Here is a 19,085-nt window from a genome sequence, read left to right on the forward strand (position 1 = left end):
TACGGGCCCGCTTGACGCCCCGTATCGCCCTGGGGCTCGCGGCATGTGTGGTGGCGTCGGGTGCCGCGGCGCTCGTTGCGTCGGCATCCGACGATTCCCCGGACCACCGGACCCCGCAGCAGGGGGCGAGCACCATCGCCGCGCCGACCCCCACCGCCCGGGAGCGTCGCGGGAGCGACGGGAAGGAGACGGAAGGGGGGAAATGGGACGGGAAGGTCAGGATTCTGGGGGACGGTTCCACGTCCTACACGGGGCCGCAGCCAGGCCGGTTGAAGGCCGAACGCCTCAAGCCCGGTGAGAAACCGCCCCAGTTCGTGGTGTTCTCGTGGGACGGCGCGCTTGAGGGCGACGATCGCACGTTCTCGCGCTTCCGCCGTGCGGCGAAGGAGAGCAATGCGCACATGACGTTCTTCCTCACCGGTATCTACCTCCTCCCGAAGGAGAAGAGGAACCTCTACGAGCCGCCCCAGCACAAACCCGGAGCGGCCGCGATCTCCTACCCGACGCGCGAACACATCCGCATGACGCTGGAACAGCTCGGCGGCGCCTGGCGGGAGGGCAACGAGATCGGGTCCCACTTCAACGGGCACTTCTGCGACAAGAAGGGGGGCGGGGACTGGAGTACGCACGAGTGGATCGGTGAGATCAACCAGTTCTACTCCTTCGTACAGAACTGGAAGACGAACACGGGCTTCAAGGACCTCGATCCGCTGCCCTTCGACCCCACCCGCGAGGTGGTCGGCGGGCGTGCCCCGTGCCTCGAAGGCCAGAAGACCCTTCTGCCGGCGACCAAGCCCTTCGGCTGGCGGTACGACGCGAGTTCCCCGGGGGACTTCCAGATCTGGCCGTCCAAGAAGAACGGCATCTGGGACCTCCCGCTGCAGATGCTGCCGTTCCCCGGCAAGGACTTCCAGGTGCTTTCGATGGACTTCAACTTCCTCTACAACCAGTCGGAGGGCAGCACCGAGGGCGACCCGGCGCAGTACCAGAAGTGGCGCAAGGAGGCAGGGGATTCCTACGTCGCCGGTTTCGAGCGGGTGTTCAACGGCAGCCGGGCTCCGCTGTTCATCGGAAACCACTTCGAGGACTGGAACGGCGGGATCTACATGGATGCCGCCGAGGAAACCATGCGCAAGGTCTGCCCGCGCAAGGAGGTGCGCTGTGTCTCCTTCAGCGAACTGACCGACTGGCTCGATGCGCAGGACCCCGAGGTTCTCGCCCAGTGGCGGACGCTCGACCCCGCCCAGCCGCCGAACTGGAAGCAGTAGGCGAATGAACGCGGACCGCGAAGCCCTGGCCTCGAACAACTCGCAGGAAGTGACGAGTCGTTCAGGGCCGGGGCTCCGCGGTCCGATGTGCGCGGGCGTCGTCGACGCCCTGGGTCAGTTCGCCTTCTTGACGAACTCCGTGGTGTACGTCTTGGCGAGGTCCACCTTCGCGTTCTTCAGATTCGGGTTGAAGGCCTTCAGCACGCGCTCGACGGTGGCGGGGCCGTCCGCGGGCATGACGCCGTCCGTGGTGAACATGGGCAGGGTGCTCTTGATGGCCTGGGCGTAGAGCGCCTTGCCGCCGCCCTGGGCGTAGTCGGCGGGCATCTTCGCGGCGATCTCGTCGGCGCTGTGCGTGGACATCCACTTCAGCGTCTTGACGAAGGCGTTGGCCAGCTTCTGGACGGTTTCCTTGTGGCTGTTGACCCACTCGGTCTGCATGTAGAGGCTGGAGGACGGGTAGGGGCCGCCGAGCGCCTGCTGGGAGCCCTCGGGGGTCCGCATGTCGATGAGGATCTTGCCGAGCTTCTTGTCCAGGATGGTGGCGACGGTCGGGTCGGTGGTCATGCCCCCCTGGATGGATCCCTGCTGAAGCGCGGAGATGAACGTCTGCCCCGCTCCGACGGCCACGGGCGTGAATTCGCTGGTCTGCACGTCGTTGCTCACGGCAAGGTACTTCGTCAGGAAGTCGGTCGAGGAGCCGAGACCCGTCACTCCGAGCTTCTTGCCCTTGAAGTCCTTGGCCGACTTGATGTCACCCGCCGCCTGGTTCGAGACGATCTCGACCTCGCCGGGAGCATGGGAGAACTGGACGACCGACTCGACCTGCTTGCCCTTCACCTGAAGGTCGAGGGTGTGGTCGTAGAAGCCCACCGTGCCCTGGACATCGCCGGAGACCAGGGCCGTCTCGGCCTGGACGCCCGCGGGCTCGGTGAGGAGCTGGACCGACACCTCCTCCTCCTTGAAGTAGCCGAGCCGCTCGGTGAGCATCGCGGGCAGGTAGATGACCTTGTCCAGGCCCCCGACCATGATCTTGACCTTGTCGTTCTTGTCACCGGAGGCCGAGGTGGAGTCACCGCCGCAGGCGGTCAGGGTGGTCAGGGCGAGCGCCCCTGCGACAGCGACGGCCGAGATCCGGGTGGATGTGCGCATCTGATTCACGTCCTTGTGAAGAAAAAGGGTGTGCGGGTGTACGGGTGTACGGCGGGCGTCAGCGAGCGGTGTCGGCGTCGGCCGGTTTCCAGCGGAAGAGCCGCTTTTCGAGGAAGGTCAGCAGGCCCTCGGCCAGCAGCGCGACGATCGCGAGGATGACCATCGCGGCGTAGACACCGGCGGCGTTGAACGTGCCCTGGGAGGCGGCGACCAGTAGTCCGAGGCCCTTGGTGGCGCCGATGTACTCGCCGACGATGGCGCCGATGAGCGCGAAGCCGAAGCTCACGTGCAGGCTGGTGAAGATCCACGACGTGGCCGAGGGGATGACCACCTGAAGGGTGACCTGCCGGTTGCTTGCGCCCAGGATGCGGGAGTTGGCGACGAGGTTGCGGTCGACCTCCCTGGCTCCCTGGAAGGCGTTGAAGAAGACGGGGAAGAACACGAGGACGACCGCGGAGGCGACCTTCGAGGCCGGTCCGAGCCCGAACCAGATGAGGAAGATCGGCGCCAGCACGATACGCGGCAGGGCGTTGAGCACCTTGATGTACGGGCCGAGGACATCGGCGGCGAACCGGACGCGGCCCAGTGCGATGCCGAGCAGCACACCGGCGATGACACCGATGACCCAGCCGAGCAGCGCCTCGTAGAGCGTGTACCAGATCTGCTCCCACAAGGAGCCCTGGGCGGTGCCGTCGACGACCCAGGTGCGGATCTGGTCCCAGATCTTGGACGGCATGGAGAAGTTGAACGGGTCGATGACCGCGGTGCGGGCCAGCCACTCCCACAGTCCGATGACCGCGAGGAGCACCGCGATCCGGCTCCCGAGCACCAGGTACTTGCGGTTCCGGGCGGCCCGCGCCCGGGCCTGGGTGCGTTCGGTCTTGGTGACGGGGGCGCTCGCGGTGATGGTTTCAGGCGACATTGAACGCACCCCTCTCGCGGGTGATACGGACCTCTTCACCGAGCGAGGACCAGATCTCCCGGTAGATCTCGATGAACCGGGGCTCCAGACGCACCTGCTCGACCTTGCGGGGGCGGGGCAGGTCGATCTCGAAGACCTCCTTGATCGTGGCCGGTCCCGCGGTCATGACCACGACCTTGTCGGCCAGCGCGATGGACTCCTCCAGGTCATGGGTGACGAAGACGACGGAGGCGCCGGTACCGGCCCACAGTTCCAGCAGTTCGTCCGACATCAGGGCCCTGGTCTGCACGTCGAGCGCGGAGAAGGGTTCGTCCATGAGCAGGATCTCGGGGTCGTTGACGAAGGTGGCCGCGAGGGCGACCCGCTTGCGCATACCGCCGGACAACTGGTGGGGGTAACGGTCCTCGAAGGAGGAGAGGCCGACCCGGGCGAGCCATTCCCTGGCCCGCTCCTTCGCCTCGGGCTTCGGCACGCCACGGAAGCGGGGACCGGCCATCACGTTGGACAGCACGGTCCGCCAGGGGAAGACCGCGTCCTGCTGGAAGACGAATCCGACCTTGTCGCCGATGCCGCGCACCGGCTCGCCGCCGACCAGCACCTCCCCCTCGGTGGGCTCTTCCAGACCGCTGACCAGGGTCAGCGTGGTCGACTTGCCGCAGCCGGTCGGGCCGACCACGGCGACGAATTCGCCGCGCCCGATCGTGAGGTCCAGATCCCGTACGGCGGTGTGGAGCGTCCCCGACGGAGTCCGGAACGCTTTGCTCGCCCCCCGCAGCTCGATGGCGGGGCTCGTTTCGCTGTTCATGGAGCGGGACGCTAAGTGCGGCGCGCGCACCTGGGCACCCTTGCGCTCACAACTCCTGCTTGTGCCCATAACCCGCGGTTCTGCTCGTTTTGCTCGCGATGCGACAACGAATGCGACACGAGGACTGGTCATCGGCGTCGGCGACGTTTACGTTGCGTTCACACAAGGACGAAACGGAGCATCAGGTTCCTGCTCGGCGGAAGGCAGAGGTCGAAGCACATGCGGATTCACTGGCCCCGCCGTGTCTTCGCCCAGGTCCTGCTCACCCAGGTCGTCATCACCACCGGCGTGATCATGCTCGTCACCGGACTCTTCCTCGCGCCCCTCAGCCACCAGCTCGACTATCAGGCGATGCACCAGGCGTTGTCCATCGCCCAGACCACCGCCGCCGAACCCGGTCTGGTACGCAATCTGACGAGCACCGACCCCAGCCCCTCCGGACCGGTGCAGGCCGAGGCGGAACGGATCCGGCGGGCCACCGGGGCGCTCTACATCGTGGTCATGGACACCCGCGGGGTGCGCTGGTCGCACACCGACACCGCGCAGATCAGCAGGCACGTATCGACCGATCCCAGCACGGCGCTGGCCGGCCGGGAGATCATGCAGATCGACAACGGAACCCTGGGCCGCTCGGCACGCGCGAAGGTCCCCCTGCGCGACGCGAACGGGACCATCGTGGGCGCCGTCTCGGTCGGCATCGCCTACGACAGCGTCCATGAGCGGCTCCTCGGAGCCATTCCCGGTCTGCTGCTCTACTCCGGAGCGGCGCTCGCCGTGGGTGTACTGGCCGCCCTGGCCGTCTCGCGGCGCCTGCAGCGCAGTACGCACGGGCTCGCGTTCGCCGACATCTCCGCGTTGCTGGACGAGCGGGAGGCCATGCTGCACAGCATCCGCGAGGCCGTGCTCGCCCTCGATGCCCGGGGCCGGATCCGGCTGCTCAACGACGAGGCACGGCGGCTGCTGGAGCTGGGCCAGGACGCCGTCGGGCGGGCGCTCGGCGAGGTGCTGCCGCCCGGCCGTACGACGGAGGTGCTGGCGGGACGCGTCGAGGGAGCCAACCTGATCACCGTCTGCAACGGGCGCGTGCTGATCGCCAACCGCATGCCCACCGGTGACGGCGGAGCCGTCGTCACCCTGCGCGACCGCACCGAGCTGGAGCTCCTCGGCCGTGAACTGGACTCCACGCACGGCCTGCTGGACGCGCTGCGCGCCCAGGACCACGAGCACGCCAACCGGCTGCACACCCTGCTCGGGCTGCTGGAACTCGGCAGGCACGATGCCGCGGTGGAGTTCGTCGCTGAGGTGACCAATGGTCACCGGGCATCGGCGGAGCAGGTCGCGGAACGCGTCAACGATCCGCTGCTGTCGGCGCTGTTGGTGGGCAAGTCGGCCATCGCGGCGGAGCGGGGCGCGTCCCTGCGCGTCTCGCCGAGCACCCGGCTCCCGGACGTGGTGGTGGACCCGCGCGATCTGGTGACGGTCCTCGGCAACCTCATCGACAACGCGCTGGACGTCGCCTCGCTCATCGAGGTCGAGCTGCTCGCCGAGGGGACGACCGCGGTCCTGCGGGTCAGCGACAACGGTCCCGGAATACCTCCCGGCATGCGCGAGCACATCTTCACCGAGGGCTGGTCCACCAAGGAGTCCCCCGCGCACCGCGGCCGCGGTCTGGGCCTGGCACTGGTGCGCCGGCTGGCCGAGCGCTACGGTGGCGCGGCTCGCGTCACGGCCAGGGCCGGCGGTGGCGCGGTCTTCACCGTCGTTCTGCCCGAGGCACTCGGCGTCCGGCCGCCGACCGAAGTGGGAGAGTTGCGATGATCGATGTCCTGGTGGTGGACGACGATTTCCGTGTCGCCGAGATCAACGCCGAGTATGTGGCCAGGGTTCCCGGCTTCCGCGTCGTCTCGCGTGCGCACACCGCCGCGCAGGCGCTGGCCTTCCTGGAGCGCGAACGTGTCGATCTGGTCCTTCTCGACCACTATCTTCCGGACGAGACGGGGCTGACCCTGGTACGGCGGCTGCGCCAGCTCGGTCACCCGGCCGATGTGATCATGGTGACCGCGGCCCGCGATGTGTCGACCGTCCGGACCGCGATGCGGTACGGCGCCCTGCAGTACCTGGTCAAACCGTTCAGCTTCACCGGTCTGCGGTCGAAGCTGGAGAGTTACGCGGCCCTGCGTCGCACCCTCGAAGGCGTGGGCGGTGGTCGGGGCGAGGCGGGGCAGGAGCAGGTCGACCAGATCTTCGCCGCGCTTCGCACCGCGGAGTCCGGCCCTGCGGCGGCCCTGCCCAAGGGCCACTCGGCGCCCACGGCCGATGTGATCCGCCACGTTCTGTCGGCGGCCGGGGAGCCGCTGTCCGCCCATGAGGTCGCCGCCCGGTCCGGGCTGAGCCGCTCCACCGCCCAGCGATACCTCAAGTATCTGGAGGGTGCGGGCCGCATCAGCCTCAGTCTCAAGTACGGCGACACCGGTCGGCCCGAACACCGTTACGCGTGGGCGAAGGCGAACTGAGCAGCGTACGGTGCGGTACAGGCCCGGCCGCAGCGTCGGCACACCCTCTCACGCACCAGGCCGAAGGGACCGATCCTTGAACCGACTCGGTACGAAGACCCGGGGGCCGGTCCGCCGCGCTGCGGGAAACTCCGATTCCGGGCCGCGGCGATGAGCCCGTCCGGGGCTGCGGCCGTGGAGCTCACCGCCGCAGCCGCCGATCTGGTGCGCCGGCTACGCGCGGCCCACGGTCCGCTGATGTTCCACCAGTCGGGCGGCTGCTGCGACGGCAGTGCGCCCATGTGTTACCAGGCCGGTGAATTCCGTACCGGCGGCTCGGACGTGCTGCTGGCCTCACTCGATGTGGACGGGGTGGCGGAGAGCGTCCCGTTCTGGATGTCGAGGAGCCAGTACGAGGTGTGGGCGCACACCCGGCTGATCGTCGACGTGGTGGAGGGGCGGGGCAGCGGATTCTCTCTGGAGGCACCGGAGGGGGTGCGGTTCCTGATCCGGTCCCGGCTCGTCGGCTCGTGAGGGGAGATCGAACCCGATGTGCGGGGCTGGCCGGCCGGTTTCTACGCCGGGCTGTCCGCCGACACGATGCCTCCGGAGGGTCAGGGCAGCCTCTTCTTCGTCCCGCCGGGGGCACGACTCCGGGACCGGTTCGTCTCCGGTGTGCGCCCTTCCTGGCTGAGTGAGTCCGATCTCGACTTCTATGCGGCGGAGTTCGAGCGGACCGGGCTGGCGGGGGCGCTCAACAGGTACCGCAATGTCGACCGGGACTGGGAGGATCTCGCCGCCTGGGACGGTGCGCCGGTCACCCAGCCCGCGCTGTTCATCGGCGGGAGCTCGACGCGGCGACCACCTGGATGGCCGACGCCGTCGAGAGCTTCCCCGAGACCCTTCCCGGTCTGGTCTCCTCCCACATCCTGCCGGGGTGCGGGCACTGGATCCGGCAGGAGCGCACCGCCGACGTCAACCGCCTGCTCACCGAATGGCTGCGCTCCCCGCAGGTGCGCGCCACCCGGTGAGCCGCGGGGCGCCGGTCACGGTCACTCCGTGTCCCGTACCGCCCGACGCCAGAGCGCACCCCTTGAGGTGTCCATGCAACTGCACGCTGTTTCATGACGACTTCATGGCAGCGCAACACGACGCATCGCAGAACGGTGCCGCACCGTACGGCCGGCCGGGGTCAGCCGGGACCGGACCGCGGGCCGGGGCGTCGCGTGCGGTCACGCCGGTCGAGCATCGCGCGCCGGATCTCGGCGGCCGTGGCCCGTGCGCGGTCCGACGTGGCGACCCGGTCGGCGACCGAGGAAAGGAAACGATGCTCGGGCCGTCGGCAGTGCGGACACGCGGTGTCGGTGGCGACGAGACAACCGTCCTCGCACTGGGGGTTGGAGCAGGACCCCGGACGCAGCAGCTGCTCCGCGATGTCGGCAGCGCTCCAACGACGCTCGCTTTCCCCGTTCTTCTCATGGAGTGCGTGGGCCCAGCGGAGATTCCAGCGACGTTCGACCCGGTCCAGGAGCTGGTAGGCGCTGCGCCGGGACAGCTCCTGATGGACCAGTTCGACAACAGCGGGCGGAAGGCGGCGGCCGAGCGCCCGCAGCAGCGGCTGGGGAAGCGCTTGGAGAACGTAGCCGACCGGGTCGCTCCCCGCCCTCTCCCACTTCTTCCGGCACGGACAGCCGCCCTCGGGCGGCAGCGGTTTGCGGCAACGGCCGCACAGGCCACGGCAGTCGAGACAGAGACCGCCGTCGAGCCCGTCCAGATACGGTGCCGGGGCCCGGCCGCATTCGCGGCAGCAGGCGGCGCACGGACCGCAGAGCTTTTCGTTGCCCGTCCTGGTCGTCCAGGGGCGTTGCTGGCAGCGGCAACAGCGTCCGGGGGCGCAGTACTCGTGGTGAGCGGCGCCGGATTCGCGTCCGAGGGGCGGAAAAGACATGGCGGCGTTCTCCATGGTCCTTGGGGAGGTGCGGGGCCCGGTGCGAGGTCCGGACGGGGCCCGTCACCCGTTCTGTCCGTGTCGCCCAGGACCGTTTCATCCCCACCTGCCGGCCGTCCCCGGATGACGGCTTCGTGCCACCGACTGTTCGGAACGATCACTTTCTGCTCGTGGTACCGGTCCGTATCCACCCTGTTCCGGATCACCGACGACCGTCTGCGACCGAGGCCCGGGACCGGCCAGCGGCTGCACCGCACGCGGTGTCCGGTGACCGTGCCGTTGGGGCCCCGGTCACCGAACGGGCCGCCGTAGTTCAGGGCTTGAGGCTGCTGACGACGTCGGCCGTGGCCGTCAAGCCGTTCTGAATGGTCGGCGCCATGCTCGTACCCGCGAGGAAGAACCCGAGCATGGCGCAGACCAGCGCATGCGAGATTTTCAGCCCCCCGTTGCGGAGGAAGATCACCGCAAGGATCAGCAGAAGCAGCACCAGTGAGATCGAAATGGCCATGGCCAACCTCCTCCGCCGCGCCGGAATTGCGGCATTCGGCCGCCAGTGTGGCGTAGCGGGGAGGCCATCCGGCGGACTGGCGTGTCCGCCATATGGGTGTTGACTGGCTGTCACGCTCGCCCGTGTCCGGTCAGCCGCCGAGCGCAGCGGCCCCGGCCCCGGCCCCGGCGTCCTTGTCATGGGTACGGAGGAAGTGTTCGAGCCCCGCCAGGTCGTCGGTGTTGAGGTGGTCGACCCCGGCGGCCAGCAGCTCGGTCCATACGGCGTCCCGCTCCGGTCCCGGGACATCGGGAGTGGCCCAGAAACGGACGCGCTGGCCGCTTCGGTGGGCCGTGGTGACGAGCGAGCGCAGTTTGTCCCGCTCGGCCACGGGGAAGGGACCCGCGCCCAGCCAGCCGAAGTTGTCGCGCCAGCTGCTGCTGATGAGCGGTATGAACGACGCGGTGGCCGCAGTCCCGAGGTCGTCGGGCCGGCCGTCGTAGAAGGCGTACCGGGTGCGCTGTGCCTCCATCGGGACGCGAGCGGCGCGGTCGCCGGAGATGACGGGCGTGATCGCGCCGGGCCGGACCCGGCCGTGGTGGTACGCCGTCAGCATCTGCCGGTACCGCCGGAGCTGCCGGTCGAGTTCGAGGTAGGCGGCCGCCCCGTCGGTCTTGATGTCGATCAGCAGCTGGACGGGTTCGCGGTAACCGGGGTGGACCGTTCCGTGGTTGGTCCGGACCCTGGCCAGCAGCGGGTCGAGGTAGAGCGAGGCAAGGGTCCGGCCGGGGTCGAGGTCGGTGGCCTCGTGGGCGACCAGCAGTTCTCCGTCCACGAGGAAGATGTCCGCCTCGACGCTGGTGAAGCCGTGGTCGAGCGCATCGTGGAGGGGGCGCGTGTGCAGGTAGTCGTTGTGCGCGTGGGCCCGGCGCAACGGGCGCGGGCGGGGCCGGCCTGCGGCCGGGCTCGCGGCGGAGGCCTCGGACGCGGCGGCTGTCCGCGGGGACAGCACCGCGCCTGCGGCAACGGTGGCGAGCGCGGTGGTGACGACGCTTCGACGGGTAGGGAACGCCATGGATTCTCCCGGGGGCGAGGGATGGATCGGATGGTCGGACGCGACCGAGTATGCGACCGGGATCCCTGTAAATGGCAGGCACCGCACAGAAGTTGACCGCGTCGTCGCTCGCTCGTCGACTGTCGTTCTCCCGGCCGGGACCGTCCGGGGTGGTGGAGGCCGCCGCTGTGTTCCCCCTCGACCGGAGTCTGCCGGATGCGGCCCCGCCCCAGCATCGTCCTTGTCGTATGCGCGAAGGTCACGCCCTCATCAGGCCGGGCTCAGGGCCTCCTTCGGTGCGCCGTGCCCGGTGATTTCCTGCCAGCCGACCGTGCGGTCGCACCAGCGTTCCAGCAGCACCCGGTCGTGGCCGACGGCCAGCAGACCGGCCCCGGACTCGCGTCGGTAGGACTCGACGACCGCGACCAGCGCGGCGGTCGTCGACGCGTCGAGCATCGCCGTCATCTCGTCGCAGATCAGCCAGCGCGGCCGCAGGACCAGCGCCCTGGCGAGGCAGGCGCGCTGCAACTGGCCGTCGCTCACCTCGTGCGGACGCCGGTTCAGCAATTCGGCGGTGAGGCCGACGGCCGGTGCCAGATCGGCCACCCGGTCCGTCACCGCCGAGCGCCGGCCGGTCGCGCGCAGGGGCTGGGCGATGAGCTCGCGGAGGCTGAGCCGGGGGTCTGCCGAGAGCCGGGGCTGTTGGAAGACGACGCCGACAGCGGTGCGCTGCGCCCTCGGAGCGCGGTGCCGCCAGCCCCGTACCGGTCGCCCGTCCAGTGTGACCGTGCCCGCGTCCGGGCGGTGCAGCAGCGCGGCGACCCTGGCCAGGGTCGATTTACCGCAACCGCTCGGACCCAGCAGTCCGACGGATTCGCCGGGTTCGACCGTCAGCGAGGCATCGCGGACCACGGGGTCGCGGGGGTCGTATCCGGCGGTGATACGGGTGAGTTCAAGCATGGGCGGACTCCTCCGCGGCTGTCCGCACGCCGTGGTGGCAGGCGAGACGGCCGTCGAACGGGGGTGGGACGGAGCACCGGTCGTCGGCGCGCCTGCAGCGGGCCGCGAACGCGCAGCCGTCGGGGAGCGCGCCGAGTTCCGGTGGCATTCCCGGGATGGGGGCGAAGGCGCGCTCCGGGAGGGCGTCGAGGAGACCGCGGGCGTACGGGTGGCGCGGTCCCGGCCCCCCGAAGAACCGGTCGGCGTCGGCGAGTTCGACGATGCGGCCCGCGTACATCACGGCGACCCGGTCGGCGATCCGCTCGGCCGCCGCCAGGTCGTGAGTGATGATCAGCAGCGCCCTGCCGCCGTCGGTGTGGCGGCGCAGTTCGTCGACGGTCCGCTCGACCAGGTCGCGGTCGAGTCCGGTGGTCGGTTCGTCGGCCAGGAGCAGGGGTGCGTCGCCGATCAGGGCCAGCGCGGTGGCGGCACGCTGGGCGAGGCCACCGGAGAGTTCGTGCGGGTACCGGTCCAGGTGGCCGGCCGGAAACGCGGCGCGCGCGGCGGCCTGTTCGGCGGCGGCGCGCAGTGCGGGCCTTCGGACGCCGGTCAGTTCGCGGAGGGTCTCCTCCAGCTGGGCGCGCACCGTGCGGACCGGGGTGAGGTGGGCCGCGGGGCTCTGCGGTACGAGTCCGATGCGGCGGCCCCGTACCGTGCGGGCGAGGGTCCGTTCATCGGCGGTGAGGAGATCGGTGCCGTCGTGGAGCAGCGCCGAGCCCGCGGTCCGCGCGTTGCCGGGGAGAAGGCCCAGCAGCGCGGAGGCGAGTACGGACTTGCCGCAGCCGCTCTCGCCGACCAGGGCGAGGCACTCCCCCGCCGCGAGGTCGAAGCGCGCGTCGCTGACGGCCGCGATGTGCCGCCCGCCGCGCATCCTGAAGCGGACGGAGAGCCCGCGGACGGAAAGGACCGGGGGCCGTGGGTCCTGCGTCTGCGGGTCCGGGTTCTGCGGGTCCGGGACGGTGTTCACAGCATCAGCTCCGATCGGCGGCGCGGGTTGATCCGTTCCCGCCAGGCACCGGCGAGGCCCGCGAGGGCGAGGGTCGGAATGATCAGGAACAGGCCGGGGAAGAGCGTCGGCCACCAGTCCCCGGCGAGCAGCGAACCGCGCGCCGTCTGCACGAGGTTGCCGAGGCTCGCCTGGTGGGTGGGGAGTCCGAGCCCCAGGAAGGAGAGCGCGGACTCGTGCCACATGGCGTGCGGCACCATGAGCACCGCGGCGAGGCCCGCCTGTGGAAGCACCGCGGGCAGCAGATGCCGGACGATGACCCGGCCGCGTGAGGCCCCGCCGGAGATCGCCGCGTCGATGAACGGTCGCGAGCGCAGCGACAGCACTTCGGAGCGGACGATCCGGGCCGTCGAGAGCCAGTGAGTGAGGGCGACGGACACGATCACCGGGCCGACGCCGGGCCGGAACATGGCGACGATGAAGATGCCGAGCAGCAGGTGCGGTACGGACGAGAAGGTGTCCACGAGCCGCATGACGATCCGGTCGGTCCAGCCCCCGAACGCGGCAGCGAGCGCACCGACGGCGGTCCCGATGACGGTGGCGGTGAGCCCGGCGACGATGCCGACGAGCAGCGAGACGCGGAGCCCGTAGACGCAGCGCAGCAGCAGATCGCGGCCGACGTCGTCGGTGCCGAACGGGTGCTCCCAGGAAGGTGGCCGGAGTCTGGCCGCGAGGTCGACGGCCTGCTGGTCGAGCTGGACCAGCGGCGGTACGAGCAGGACCGCGAGCAGCACCGCGACGACGATCCCGGCTGAGCCGGCCACCCGGAGGCGGCGGTTGGTGCGGCGGGCGGATCCGAAAACGAGTTCAGCCATCGAAGCCCACTCTCGGGTCGGCGATCGCGTAGAGCAGATCGGAGAGGAGGTTGCCGAGGACGACCGCCACGGTGGCGAGCACGGTGAGCGCCGCGAGCAGCGGGAAGTCGACGGAGGTGGCGGCCTGGACGGTGGCGGCGGCGATGCCGGGCCAGCTGAAGACCGTCTCGACGAGCAGGGCGCCGGTGATGAGTTCGGGGACGCGGGAGCCGATGAGGGTGAGCATCGGCAGCATGCCGGAGCGCAGTGCGTGGCCGAGCAGCACGGTGCGTTCGCGCAGTCCGCGGGCGCGGGCGCCGCGCACCGGATCCTCGTCGAGCGCGTCGGCGACACCCTGGCGTACGTAGAGGAAGAACCACGGGAGTTGGGAGAACCCGAGCACGGCCGCAGGGAGCACCAGATGGGTGGCGACCTGGCCGAAGGTGACGGTATCGCTGGCCGCGTCGGTGAGGCCGCCGGCCGGGAGCACATCGAGTTTCAGGGCGAAGAACCAGATGGCGAGCAGTCCGAGCCAGAAGGCCGGGGCGGCTTCGAGCGTGTACGCGGCGGAGCTGACGCACCGGTCGAGGAGGCCGCCGGGCCGGCGCGCGGCCAGTACTCCGAGGCCCGTACCCAGGACGACGGCGAGCAGGAAGGCGGTCGCGGCGAGCAGCACGGACCAGCCCAGGCGCTCGCCGATGACATCGGCGACGGGCTGGCGCATCACGCTGGAATCGCCGAGGTCACCGCTGAGCGCGGAGGTCAGCCAGTCCCACCAGCGGGTCACGAGGGGCTGGTCGACACCGAGGTTGGCCCGCAGCTGATCGAGGTTCTCCTGCGAGGCGGTGAGACCGGCGGTGCCCGCGTACGCCTTGACGGGGTCGAAGGGGGAGGCGGCGGCGACGGCGAAGACACCGAACGTCACGGCGGCCAGGACGGGGACGGCGAGCAGCACCCGCCGTCCCGCCATCCTGCCCATCGGCCCCCAGGGGAGGCGGTGGTTCACTTCTTCGGCGTCCAGTCCTCGACGTTCCACCACGGACCGGATGCCAGGCCGTGGTCGTGCGGTTCGACCTGGGTGGTGAGGGCACCGAAACGGTCCTTCACGACGTAGAGGTGGTCGATGTGGGTGAGGAAGGTGTAGCCGGGGTTCTTCACCAGTTCGCGCTGGACGGTGTCGTAGGCGGCCTTGCGTGCGGCCGTGTCGCCACTCCTGCGGCCCGCTTCGAGGGCCTGGTCGACGGCCTTGTTGTCGTACCAGGCCATGTTGTTGAAGCCGTCGCCCGCGAGCGAGGACTTCAGCAGGGTGTACTGGTCGAAGTCGGGGTCGGCGGGCGATCCGCCGCCCGCGAGGACGGCGTCCTGCTTCATCCGGGGCTCGATGACCTCCCAGGTCCCGGCCTCGGTGGTGATGTCGATGCCGGCCTTCTTGGCGTCGGAGGCGTAGGCGAGTGCGTGGTCCTGGCGGAGCTTGTCGCCGGTGAGGTACCAGAGCGGGAACGCGGCGCGTACGCCGTCCTTGGTGCGGATGCCGTCCTTGCCGGGCTGCCACCCGGCGTCGTCGAGGATCTTCTTCGCGGCGGCCAGGTCGTGGGTGCGTTCGGTGCCCGTGGCGAACCACTCGCTGTCGGTGGGGACGGGGCCGTAGGCGGGCCTGCCCTCGCCGTTGAGGAGGGAGTCGACCATGGCCTTGCGGTCGACGGCGGCATCGAGTGCGCGCCGGATCGCGGTGTCGCCCGCGACCTTGTTGTGGCTGGGCAGGGTCACGGTGCGGTAGTCGTACGTCGTGGCGGCGTATGTCCGCATGCCGCTGCCACCGGCGAAGCCCTTGGCCAGGTTGGGCGGCAGGATCGCGCCGTCGAGCTCACCGGAGCGCAGCCGGGTGGCACGTACGTCGTCGTCCTTGATGATCGCCATGGTGAACTTCTTCACCTTCGGTGCGCCGCCCCAGTGGTCGGGGTTGGCCCTGAAGCTCAGCTTCTCGCCCTTGGACCACTTGGTGAGGACGTACGGTCCGGTGCCGATGGGGTGGGTGGTGAAGGCGCCGGTGTTGACGTCCTGCCTGCCCGCGACGTGTTCGGGGGCGATGGGCAGGACGGTGCGCTGGGCGAAGGGCGCGTAGGGGTACTTGAGTGTGAAGACCACGCTGTCGTCGCCGGTCGCCTCGACGCTCTTCACCGCGTCGAGTTCGGTCCGGGACGCGTTGTTGGTCTTCTCGTCCAGGATCGTGCGGTAGGTGAAGACGACGTCCTTGGCGCCGAACGGCTTCCCGTCGCTGAACTTCACGCCTTGGCGGAGTTTGTACGTGTACGTCAGTCCGTCGTCGCTCACCTCGGGCAGGGCGGCGGCGAGGGCGGGCCGCAGCTTCATGTGCGCGTCGAGGGCGAGCAGCCCGTCGAAGATCTTGGAGTTGCCGTCCTTGCCGTAGCCCAGCAGCGGGCTGAGGCTGTCGGGCTCGTAGGCGATTCCGACCACCGCCGACTCCCCCGCACCCGAACCGGACTTGTCGTCGTCCGAGTCACCCGGTTGTGAGCAGGCTGCCGTGGTCAACGACAGCACGGTCGCCAGTGTCGCGGCGACCGCTCCCCGTATCGATCGGCCCGTCATACTCTGCACATCCCTTATTGAAGATCGACTGTTATTGCGAACCAGTCGCAATTAAACAACAGGTAAAGGGATGCCCGATACCCCACTGGACGCCGGAACGAGGGAGCGGAGGTGCGCCGACCCGCACCTCCGCTCCCAACTACCGCCGCACCGCGGGGTGTTCCTTATGGCGCGGGCAGATCGACCAGCTCGGCGATGGCCTCGCGATGGTGTCCGGCCGTGCCGTACGCGATCGAGTCGGCCTTGGCGCGCTTGAGGTACAGGTGCGCCGGGTGCTCCCAGGTCATGCCGATGCCGCCGTGCAGCTGAATGCACTCCTCCGCCGCGTGCACCGCGACCTTCGAGCAGTACGCCTGCGCGACAGCCACCGCCAAGGGCGTGTCACGGCTGCCGGTCGCGAGGGCGTCCGCGGCGTTCCGCGCGGCGGCACGGGCCGACACGACCTCCAGCCAGAGCTGCGCCATACGGTGCTTGAGGGCCTGGAACGAGCCGACGGGCCGGTTGAACTGGTGTCGTTCGCGGGTGTGGCGGACCGTCTCGGTCAGGCACCACTCGGCGAGTCCGAGCTGCTCGGAGGCGAGCAGTCCGGCGCCCGCCAGCAGGCCCCGGCGCACGGCGAAGACCGCGGACGCGCCGTCGGCCAGGCGGGTTCCGGGGGCCTTGGCGAGGGTGACGGTGGCGAGCGGGCGGGTCAGGTCGAGCGGGACGAGGGGCTCGACGGTGACGCCTTCGGCGCCGGTCTCCACCGCGTACAGACCGTCGGTCGTGGGGACCAGCAGCACATCGGCCGCGGGCGCGTCGGCGACGCCGGTCACGGTCCCCTCCAGCGCGTCGGCCACGACACCGGCCGGCTGCGCGGCGCCGGGCGACGGGGCGGAGAACGGTACGGCGAGGACCGCGACCTTGCGTCCGGCGGCGAGGTCGCGGAGCAGTTCGGTGACCGGTCCGTCCAGTGCCCCCAGCGCGAGAAGGATCTCGGTGGCGACGACCGCGCTCGTCAGATACGGCGCGGGGGCGACGCCGCGCCCCAGCTCCTCCAGCACCACTGCGGCCTCGCGGTGGCCGGCGCCCTGCCCGCCCAGTTCCTCGGGCACCAGCAGTCCGGCCGTGCCGATGTCGGTGGCGAGGGCCTTCCAGAGTCGCTGGTCGTAGGGCGTGCCGGACTCGATGCGGGCGAGCACCGCCGGCGCGTCGCACCGGTCGGCGAGCAGCGAACGCACCGCTGCCCGCAGATCGTCCTCGGCCTCCGAGTACAGCAGATCGGGTACCTGGGTCTCTTCGGTCGGCGCGGTCATCGGGCCAGGTCCTTCCAGGGGACGTCCTTGTCGTTGCGCGGCTCGGCGGGCAGGCCGAGGACGCGCTCGGCAACGATGTTGAGCAGTACCTCGCTGGTGCCGCCCTCGATGGAGTTGCCCTTGGAGCGGAGATAGCGGTATCCGGCGTCACGTCCGGTGAAGTCGACGCGTTCCGGGCGGCGCATCGTCCAGTCGCTGTACAACAGGCCTTCCTCGCCGAGGAGTTCGACTTCCAGTCCGCTGATCTCCTGGTTGAGGCGGGCGAAGGCGAGCTTCATGCCGGAGCCCTCGGGGCCGGGCTGTCCGGCGACGAGCTGCTGGCGCAGCCGGGTGCCGGTGAGCCTGGCGACCTCGGCCTCGACCCAGAGGCTCAGCAGGCGCTGGTGCAGGTCGTGGGTGCGCAGGTCGGGGCGTGCGCGCCAGGTGCGGGCGACCGGGCCGATCATGCCGCCCTCGCGGGGGATGCGTGCCCCGCCGATGGAGACCCGCTCGTTCATCAGAGTGGTCCGGGCGACCTTCCAGCCCTCGCCGACCGGGCCGAGGCGCATGCTGTCCGGGATGCGTACGCCGGTCAGGAAGACCTCGTTGAACTCGGCCTCGCCGGTGATCTGGCGCAGCGGCCGCACCTCGACGCCGGGGTCCGTCATGTCGCAGATGAAGTAGCTGATGCCGCGGTGCTTGGGCTGGTCAGGGTCGGTGCGGGCGATGAGGATCGCCCAGCGGGCCAGCTGGGCGCTGGACGTCCAGACCTTCTGTCCGTCGACCACCCAGTCCTCGCCGTCACGGACGGCGCGGGTGGCGAGCGCGGCGAGGTCGGAGCCGGCGCCCGGTTCGCTGAAGAGCTGGCACCAGACCTCCTCGCCGACCCACAGCGGCCGCAGAAAGCGCCGCTTCTGCTCGTCGGTGCCGTAGCCGAGGATGGTGGGCGCGGCCATGCCGAGGCCGATGCCGATCCGGCGCGGGTCGTTGTCGGGCGCGCCCGCGGCGGCGAGTTCGGCGTCGACGACGGACTGCAGGGAGCGCGGTGCGTCGAGGCCGCCGAGGCCGGCCGGGTAGTGCACCCAGGCGAGTCCGGCGTCGAAGCGGGCCTGGAGGAACGCGGTGCGGTCGATGGTGCCCGGGGGATGTGCGGCGAGCAGCTCCTGCGTGCGGCGGCGCAGTTCGGCCGCGTCGGGGGGCGTCATCGGGCGGCTCCTGACGGGAGGACGACGATCCGGCCGGTGCTGGTGCCGTCGGCGACCCGCTGGACGGCGGCCGCGGCCCCGTCCATCCCGACGCGCTCGCTGATCAGCGGCTTGATGACTCCCTCGGCCGCGAGACGGGTGAGTTCGTCGTGGCAGGCGCGGACGGCGGCCGGATCGTGGGTGTTGTACAGACCCCAGTGGAGTCCGACGATCGAATAATTCTTGACGAGGGCGTGGTTCAGCGCCGGGGTGGGGATGACTCCGCTCGCGAAGCCGACGACGATCACCCGGCCCTCGAAGGCGACGCACTTCACGGACTTGGCGTACGCGTCGCCGCCGACCGGGTCGTACACCACATCTGCGCCGCGCCCGCCGGTGGCTTCCTTCACGGCGGCGACGATGTCCTCGCTCCTGCGGTCGATGACCAGGTCGCAGCCGAGCCCGCCGGCGATCTTCGCCTTCTCGGGACCTCCTACGACGCCGATGACGGTCGCTCCGGCGGCCTTGCCGAGCTGCACGGCCGCGCTGCCGACCCCACCGGCCGCCGCATGGACCAGGAGCGTTTCGCCCGCCTGGAGATGTGCCCTGCGGTGCAGGCCGAACCAGCCGGTCTGGTAGCCGATGTGCAGAGCGGCGGCCTCGGCGTCGTCCAGGGCTTCCGGGGCGGGCAGCAGGGACGCCTCGTCCGCGACGACGTACTCGGCGAATCCGCCGTTCGGCAGGGCGGGCGTGGCGAGCACCCGCCGGCCGTCCGGCGTCCGGCCGCAGATCTCCACCCCGGGCGTGAACGGCAGCGGCGGCCGCACCTGGTACTGGCCGCGACAGAGCAGCGCGTCGGGGAAGTTGACGTCCGCCGCGAGCACCTCGATAAGCACCTGCCCGGCGCCGCTTGTGGGCCGGTCGGTCCCTTCGAGCCGCATCACCTCGTTCGGCTCGCCGTTCCGGTGTACTCGCCATGCCTGCATGAGGGGCCTCCACAACACTGTCGGCATTACCACTGCTCCGGCGCATACTAAGCGGTTGCTTGCCTCTCTGGAAACAACCTGCCGCTGCCGGTTCCGGCCGGAGGTGG

The 19,085-nt window shown here is 70.3% G+C and carries 18 protein-coding genes and 1 pseudogene; 5 read left to right on the forward strand and 14 right to left on the reverse strand.

The window, feature by feature from the left end; all coding sequences use genetic code 11:
• The first annotated feature begins 11 nt into the window (after nucleotides 1-11).
• Nucleotides 12-1,268 carry a hypothetical protein gene (locus ACFVV1_RS24400; protein WP_389992813.1) on the forward strand — a complete coding sequence of 419 codons (1,257 nt, stop codon included), beginning with the start codon at nucleotides 12-14 and terminating at the stop codon, nucleotides 1,266-1,268.
• A gap of 114 nt (nucleotides 1,269-1,382) precedes the next feature.
• Here the strand turns inward: ACFVV1_RS24400 and ACFVV1_RS24405 are convergent, their stop codons facing one another.
• The 3 genes from ACFVV1_RS24405 to ACFVV1_RS24415 are packed head-to-tail and all read right to left on the reverse strand — an operon-like array spanning nucleotide 1,383 to nucleotide 4,147.
• Nucleotides 1,383-2,420, reverse strand: coding sequence for an ABC transporter substrate-binding protein (locus tag ACFVV1_RS24405; RefSeq protein ID WP_389992815.1), 1,038 nt, complete (start codon nucleotides 2,418-2,420; stop codon nucleotides 1,383-1,385).
• A 58-nt stretch (nucleotides 2,421-2,478) separates the two neighbouring features.
• Nucleotides 2,479-3,342 (reverse strand): ABC transporter permease, encoded by an 864-nt coding sequence (locus tag ACFVV1_RS24410; RefSeq protein ID WP_389992818.1) that lies wholly within the window; start codon nucleotides 3,340-3,342, stop codon nucleotides 2,479-2,481.
• Nucleotides 3,332-4,147 (reverse strand): ABC transporter ATP-binding protein, encoded by an 816-nt coding sequence (locus ACFVV1_RS24415; RefSeq protein WP_389992820.1) that lies wholly within the window; start codon nucleotides 4,145-4,147, stop codon nucleotides 3,332-3,334. Before ACFVV1_RS24415 ends, ACFVV1_RS24410 begins: the two co-directional genes overlap by 11 nt.
• Nucleotides 4,148-4,366: 219 nt before the next feature.
• Here ACFVV1_RS24415 and ACFVV1_RS24420 point away from each other — a divergent pair, with 219 nt between their 5' ends.
• The 4 genes and pseudogenes from ACFVV1_RS24420 to ACFVV1_RS24435 form a co-directional block, all read left to right on the forward strand.
• A complete protein-coding gene (locus ACFVV1_RS24420) occupies nucleotides 4,367-5,965 on the forward strand; it encodes an ATP-binding protein (protein WP_389992822.1) in 1,599 nt (532 codons plus the stop codon).
• Nucleotides 5,962-6,660, forward strand: a complete 699-nt coding sequence (locus ACFVV1_RS24425) for a response regulator (protein WP_389992825.1) — start codon at nucleotides 5,962-5,964, stop codon at nucleotides 6,658-6,660. Before ACFVV1_RS24420 ends, ACFVV1_RS24425 begins: the two co-directional genes overlap by 4 nt.
• Nucleotides 6,661-6,810: 150 nt before the next feature.
• Nucleotides 6,811-7,173: a DUF779 domain-containing protein gene (locus ACFVV1_RS24430; protein WP_389992828.1), complete on the forward strand. Its 363-nt coding sequence runs from the start codon at nucleotides 6,811-6,813 to the stop codon at nucleotides 7,171-7,173.
• Between the two features lie 3 nt (nucleotides 7,174-7,176).
• Nucleotides 7,177-7,670: pseudogene (locus ACFVV1_RS24435) on the forward strand (alpha/beta fold hydrolase); the annotation flags it as partial.
• Between the two features lie 161 nt (nucleotides 7,671-7,831).
• On the opposite strand, the gene ACFVV1_RS24440 reads toward ACFVV1_RS24435, so the two are convergent.
• From ACFVV1_RS24440 to ACFVV1_RS24490, 11 genes are all read right to left on the reverse strand, one after another.
• Entirely contained in the window at nucleotides 7,832-8,587 is a 756-nt protein-coding gene (locus ACFVV1_RS24440; protein WP_389992830.1) for a hypothetical protein, read from the reverse strand.
• A 313-nt stretch (nucleotides 8,588-8,900) separates the two neighbouring features.
• Nucleotides 8,901-9,095: a hypothetical protein gene (locus tag ACFVV1_RS24445; protein ID WP_327271242.1), complete on the reverse strand. Its 195-nt coding sequence runs from the start codon at nucleotides 9,093-9,095 to the stop codon at nucleotides 8,901-8,903.
• 130 nt (nucleotides 9,096-9,225) lie between these two features.
• Nucleotides 9,226-10,149, reverse strand: a complete 924-nt coding sequence (locus tag ACFVV1_RS24450; RefSeq protein WP_389992833.1) for a phosphatidylinositol-specific phospholipase C/glycerophosphodiester phosphodiesterase family protein — start codon at nucleotides 10,147-10,149, stop codon at nucleotides 9,226-9,228.
• A 249-nt stretch (nucleotides 10,150-10,398) separates the two neighbouring features.
• Nucleotides 10,399-11,088: an ABC transporter ATP-binding protein gene (locus ACFVV1_RS24455; protein WP_389992835.1), complete on the reverse strand. Its 690-nt coding sequence runs from the start codon at nucleotides 11,086-11,088 to the stop codon at nucleotides 10,399-10,401.
• On the reverse strand, nucleotides 11,081-11,998 hold the full coding sequence (locus ACFVV1_RS24460; RefSeq protein WP_389992974.1) for an ABC transporter ATP-binding protein: 918 nt from the start codon (nucleotides 11,996-11,998) through the stop codon (nucleotides 11,081-11,083). The genes ACFVV1_RS24455 and ACFVV1_RS24460 overlap by 8 nt, the downstream gene beginning before the upstream one ends.
• Nucleotides 11,999-12,090: 92 nt before the next feature.
• Nucleotides 12,091-12,948, reverse strand: coding sequence for an ABC transporter permease (locus ACFVV1_RS24465; protein WP_389992838.1), 858 nt, complete (start codon nucleotides 12,946-12,948; stop codon nucleotides 12,091-12,093).
• Nucleotides 12,941-13,906 (reverse strand): ABC transporter permease, encoded by a 966-nt coding sequence (locus ACFVV1_RS24470; RefSeq protein WP_389992978.1) that lies wholly within the window; start codon nucleotides 13,904-13,906, stop codon nucleotides 12,941-12,943. Before ACFVV1_RS24470 ends, ACFVV1_RS24465 begins: the two co-directional genes overlap by 8 nt.
• A gap of 23 nt (nucleotides 13,907-13,929) precedes the next feature.
• Complete coding sequence (locus tag ACFVV1_RS24475; protein ID WP_389992840.1) at nucleotides 13,930-15,534, reverse strand: ABC transporter substrate-binding protein; 1,605 nt, start codon at nucleotides 15,532-15,534, stop codon at nucleotides 13,930-13,932.
• A 164-nt stretch (nucleotides 15,535-15,698) separates the two neighbouring features.
• Nucleotides 15,699-16,829, reverse strand: coding sequence for an acyl-CoA dehydrogenase family protein (locus ACFVV1_RS24480; RefSeq protein WP_389992842.1), 1,131 nt, complete (start codon nucleotides 16,827-16,829; stop codon nucleotides 15,699-15,701).
• Nucleotides 16,826-18,013 (reverse strand): acyl-CoA dehydrogenase family protein, encoded by a 1,188-nt coding sequence (locus ACFVV1_RS24485; protein ID WP_389992844.1) that lies wholly within the window; start codon nucleotides 18,011-18,013, stop codon nucleotides 16,826-16,828. The genes ACFVV1_RS24480 and ACFVV1_RS24485 overlap by 4 nt, the downstream gene beginning before the upstream one ends.
• Nucleotides 18,010-18,978: an NADPH:quinone oxidoreductase family protein gene (locus tag ACFVV1_RS24490; protein ID WP_389992847.1), complete on the reverse strand. Its 969-nt coding sequence runs from the start codon at nucleotides 18,976-18,978 to the stop codon at nucleotides 18,010-18,012. Before ACFVV1_RS24490 ends, ACFVV1_RS24485 begins: the two co-directional genes overlap by 4 nt.
• Nucleotides 18,979-19,085: the final 107 nt, after the last annotated feature.

It is taken from the genome of Streptomyces sp. NPDC058092, from assembly GCF_042884935.1.
Classification (GTDB): domain Bacteria; phylum Actinomycetota; class Actinomycetes; order Streptomycetales; family Streptomycetaceae; genus Streptomyces.

Coding starts and splice junctions, on each gene's coding strand:
- ACFVV1_RS24405 (WP_389992815.1), bottom strand. CDS start 2,420: ATGCGCACATCCACCCGGATCTCGGCCGTCGCTGTCGCAGGGGCGCTC.
- ACFVV1_RS24410 (WP_389992818.1), bottom strand. CDS start 3,342: ATGTCGCCTGAAACCATCACCGCGAGCGCCCCCGTCACCAAGACCGAA.
- ACFVV1_RS24415 (WP_389992820.1), bottom strand. CDS start 4,147: ATGAACAGCGAAACGAGCCCCGCCATCGAGCTGCGGGGGGCGAGCAAA.
- ACFVV1_RS24420 (WP_389992822.1), top strand. CDS start 4,367: ATGCGGATTCACTGGCCCCGCCGTGTCTTCGCCCAGGTCCTGCTCACC.
- ACFVV1_RS24425 (WP_389992825.1), top strand. CDS start 5,962: ATGATCGATGTCCTGGTGGTGGACGACGATTTCCGTGTCGCCGAGATC.
- ACFVV1_RS24430 (WP_389992828.1), top strand. CDS start 6,811: ATGAGCCCGTCCGGGGCTGCGGCCGTGGAGCTCACCGCCGCAGCCGCC.
- ACFVV1_RS24440 (WP_389992830.1), bottom strand. CDS start 8,587: ATGTCTTTTCCGCCCCTCGGACGCGAATCCGGCGCCGCTCACCACGAG.
- ACFVV1_RS24445 (WP_327271242.1), bottom strand. CDS start 9,095: ATGGCCATTTCGATCTCACTGGTGCTGCTTCTGCTGATCCTTGCGGTG.
- ACFVV1_RS24450 (WP_389992833.1), bottom strand. CDS start 10,149: ATGGCGTTCCCTACCCGTCGAAGCGTCGTCACCACCGCGCTCGCCACC.
- ACFVV1_RS24455 (WP_389992835.1), bottom strand. CDS start 11,088: ATGCTTGAACTCACCCGTATCACCGCCGGATACGACCCCCGCGACCCC.
- ACFVV1_RS24460 (WP_389992974.1), bottom strand. CDS start 11,998: ATGCGCGGCGGGCGGCACATCGCGGCCGTCAGCGACGCGCGCTTCGAC.
- ACFVV1_RS24465 (WP_389992838.1), bottom strand. CDS start 12,948: ATGGCTGAACTCGTTTTCGGATCCGCCCGCCGCACCAACCGCCGCCTC.
- ACFVV1_RS24470 (WP_389992978.1), bottom strand. CDS start 13,906: ATGGGCAGGATGGCGGGACGGCGGGTGCTGCTCGCCGTCCCCGTCCTG.
- ACFVV1_RS24475 (WP_389992840.1), bottom strand. CDS start 15,534: ATGACGGGCCGATCGATACGGGGAGCGGTCGCCGCGACACTGGCGACC.
- ACFVV1_RS24480 (WP_389992842.1), bottom strand. CDS start 16,829: ATGACCGCGCCGACCGAAGAGACCCAGGTACCCGATCTGCTGTACTCG.
- ACFVV1_RS24485 (WP_389992844.1), bottom strand. CDS start 18,013: ATGACGCCCCCCGACGCGGCCGAACTGCGCCGCCGCACGCAGGAGCTG.
- ACFVV1_RS24490 (WP_389992847.1), bottom strand. CDS start 18,978: ATGCAGGCATGGCGAGTACACCGGAACGGCGAGCCGAACGAGGTGATG.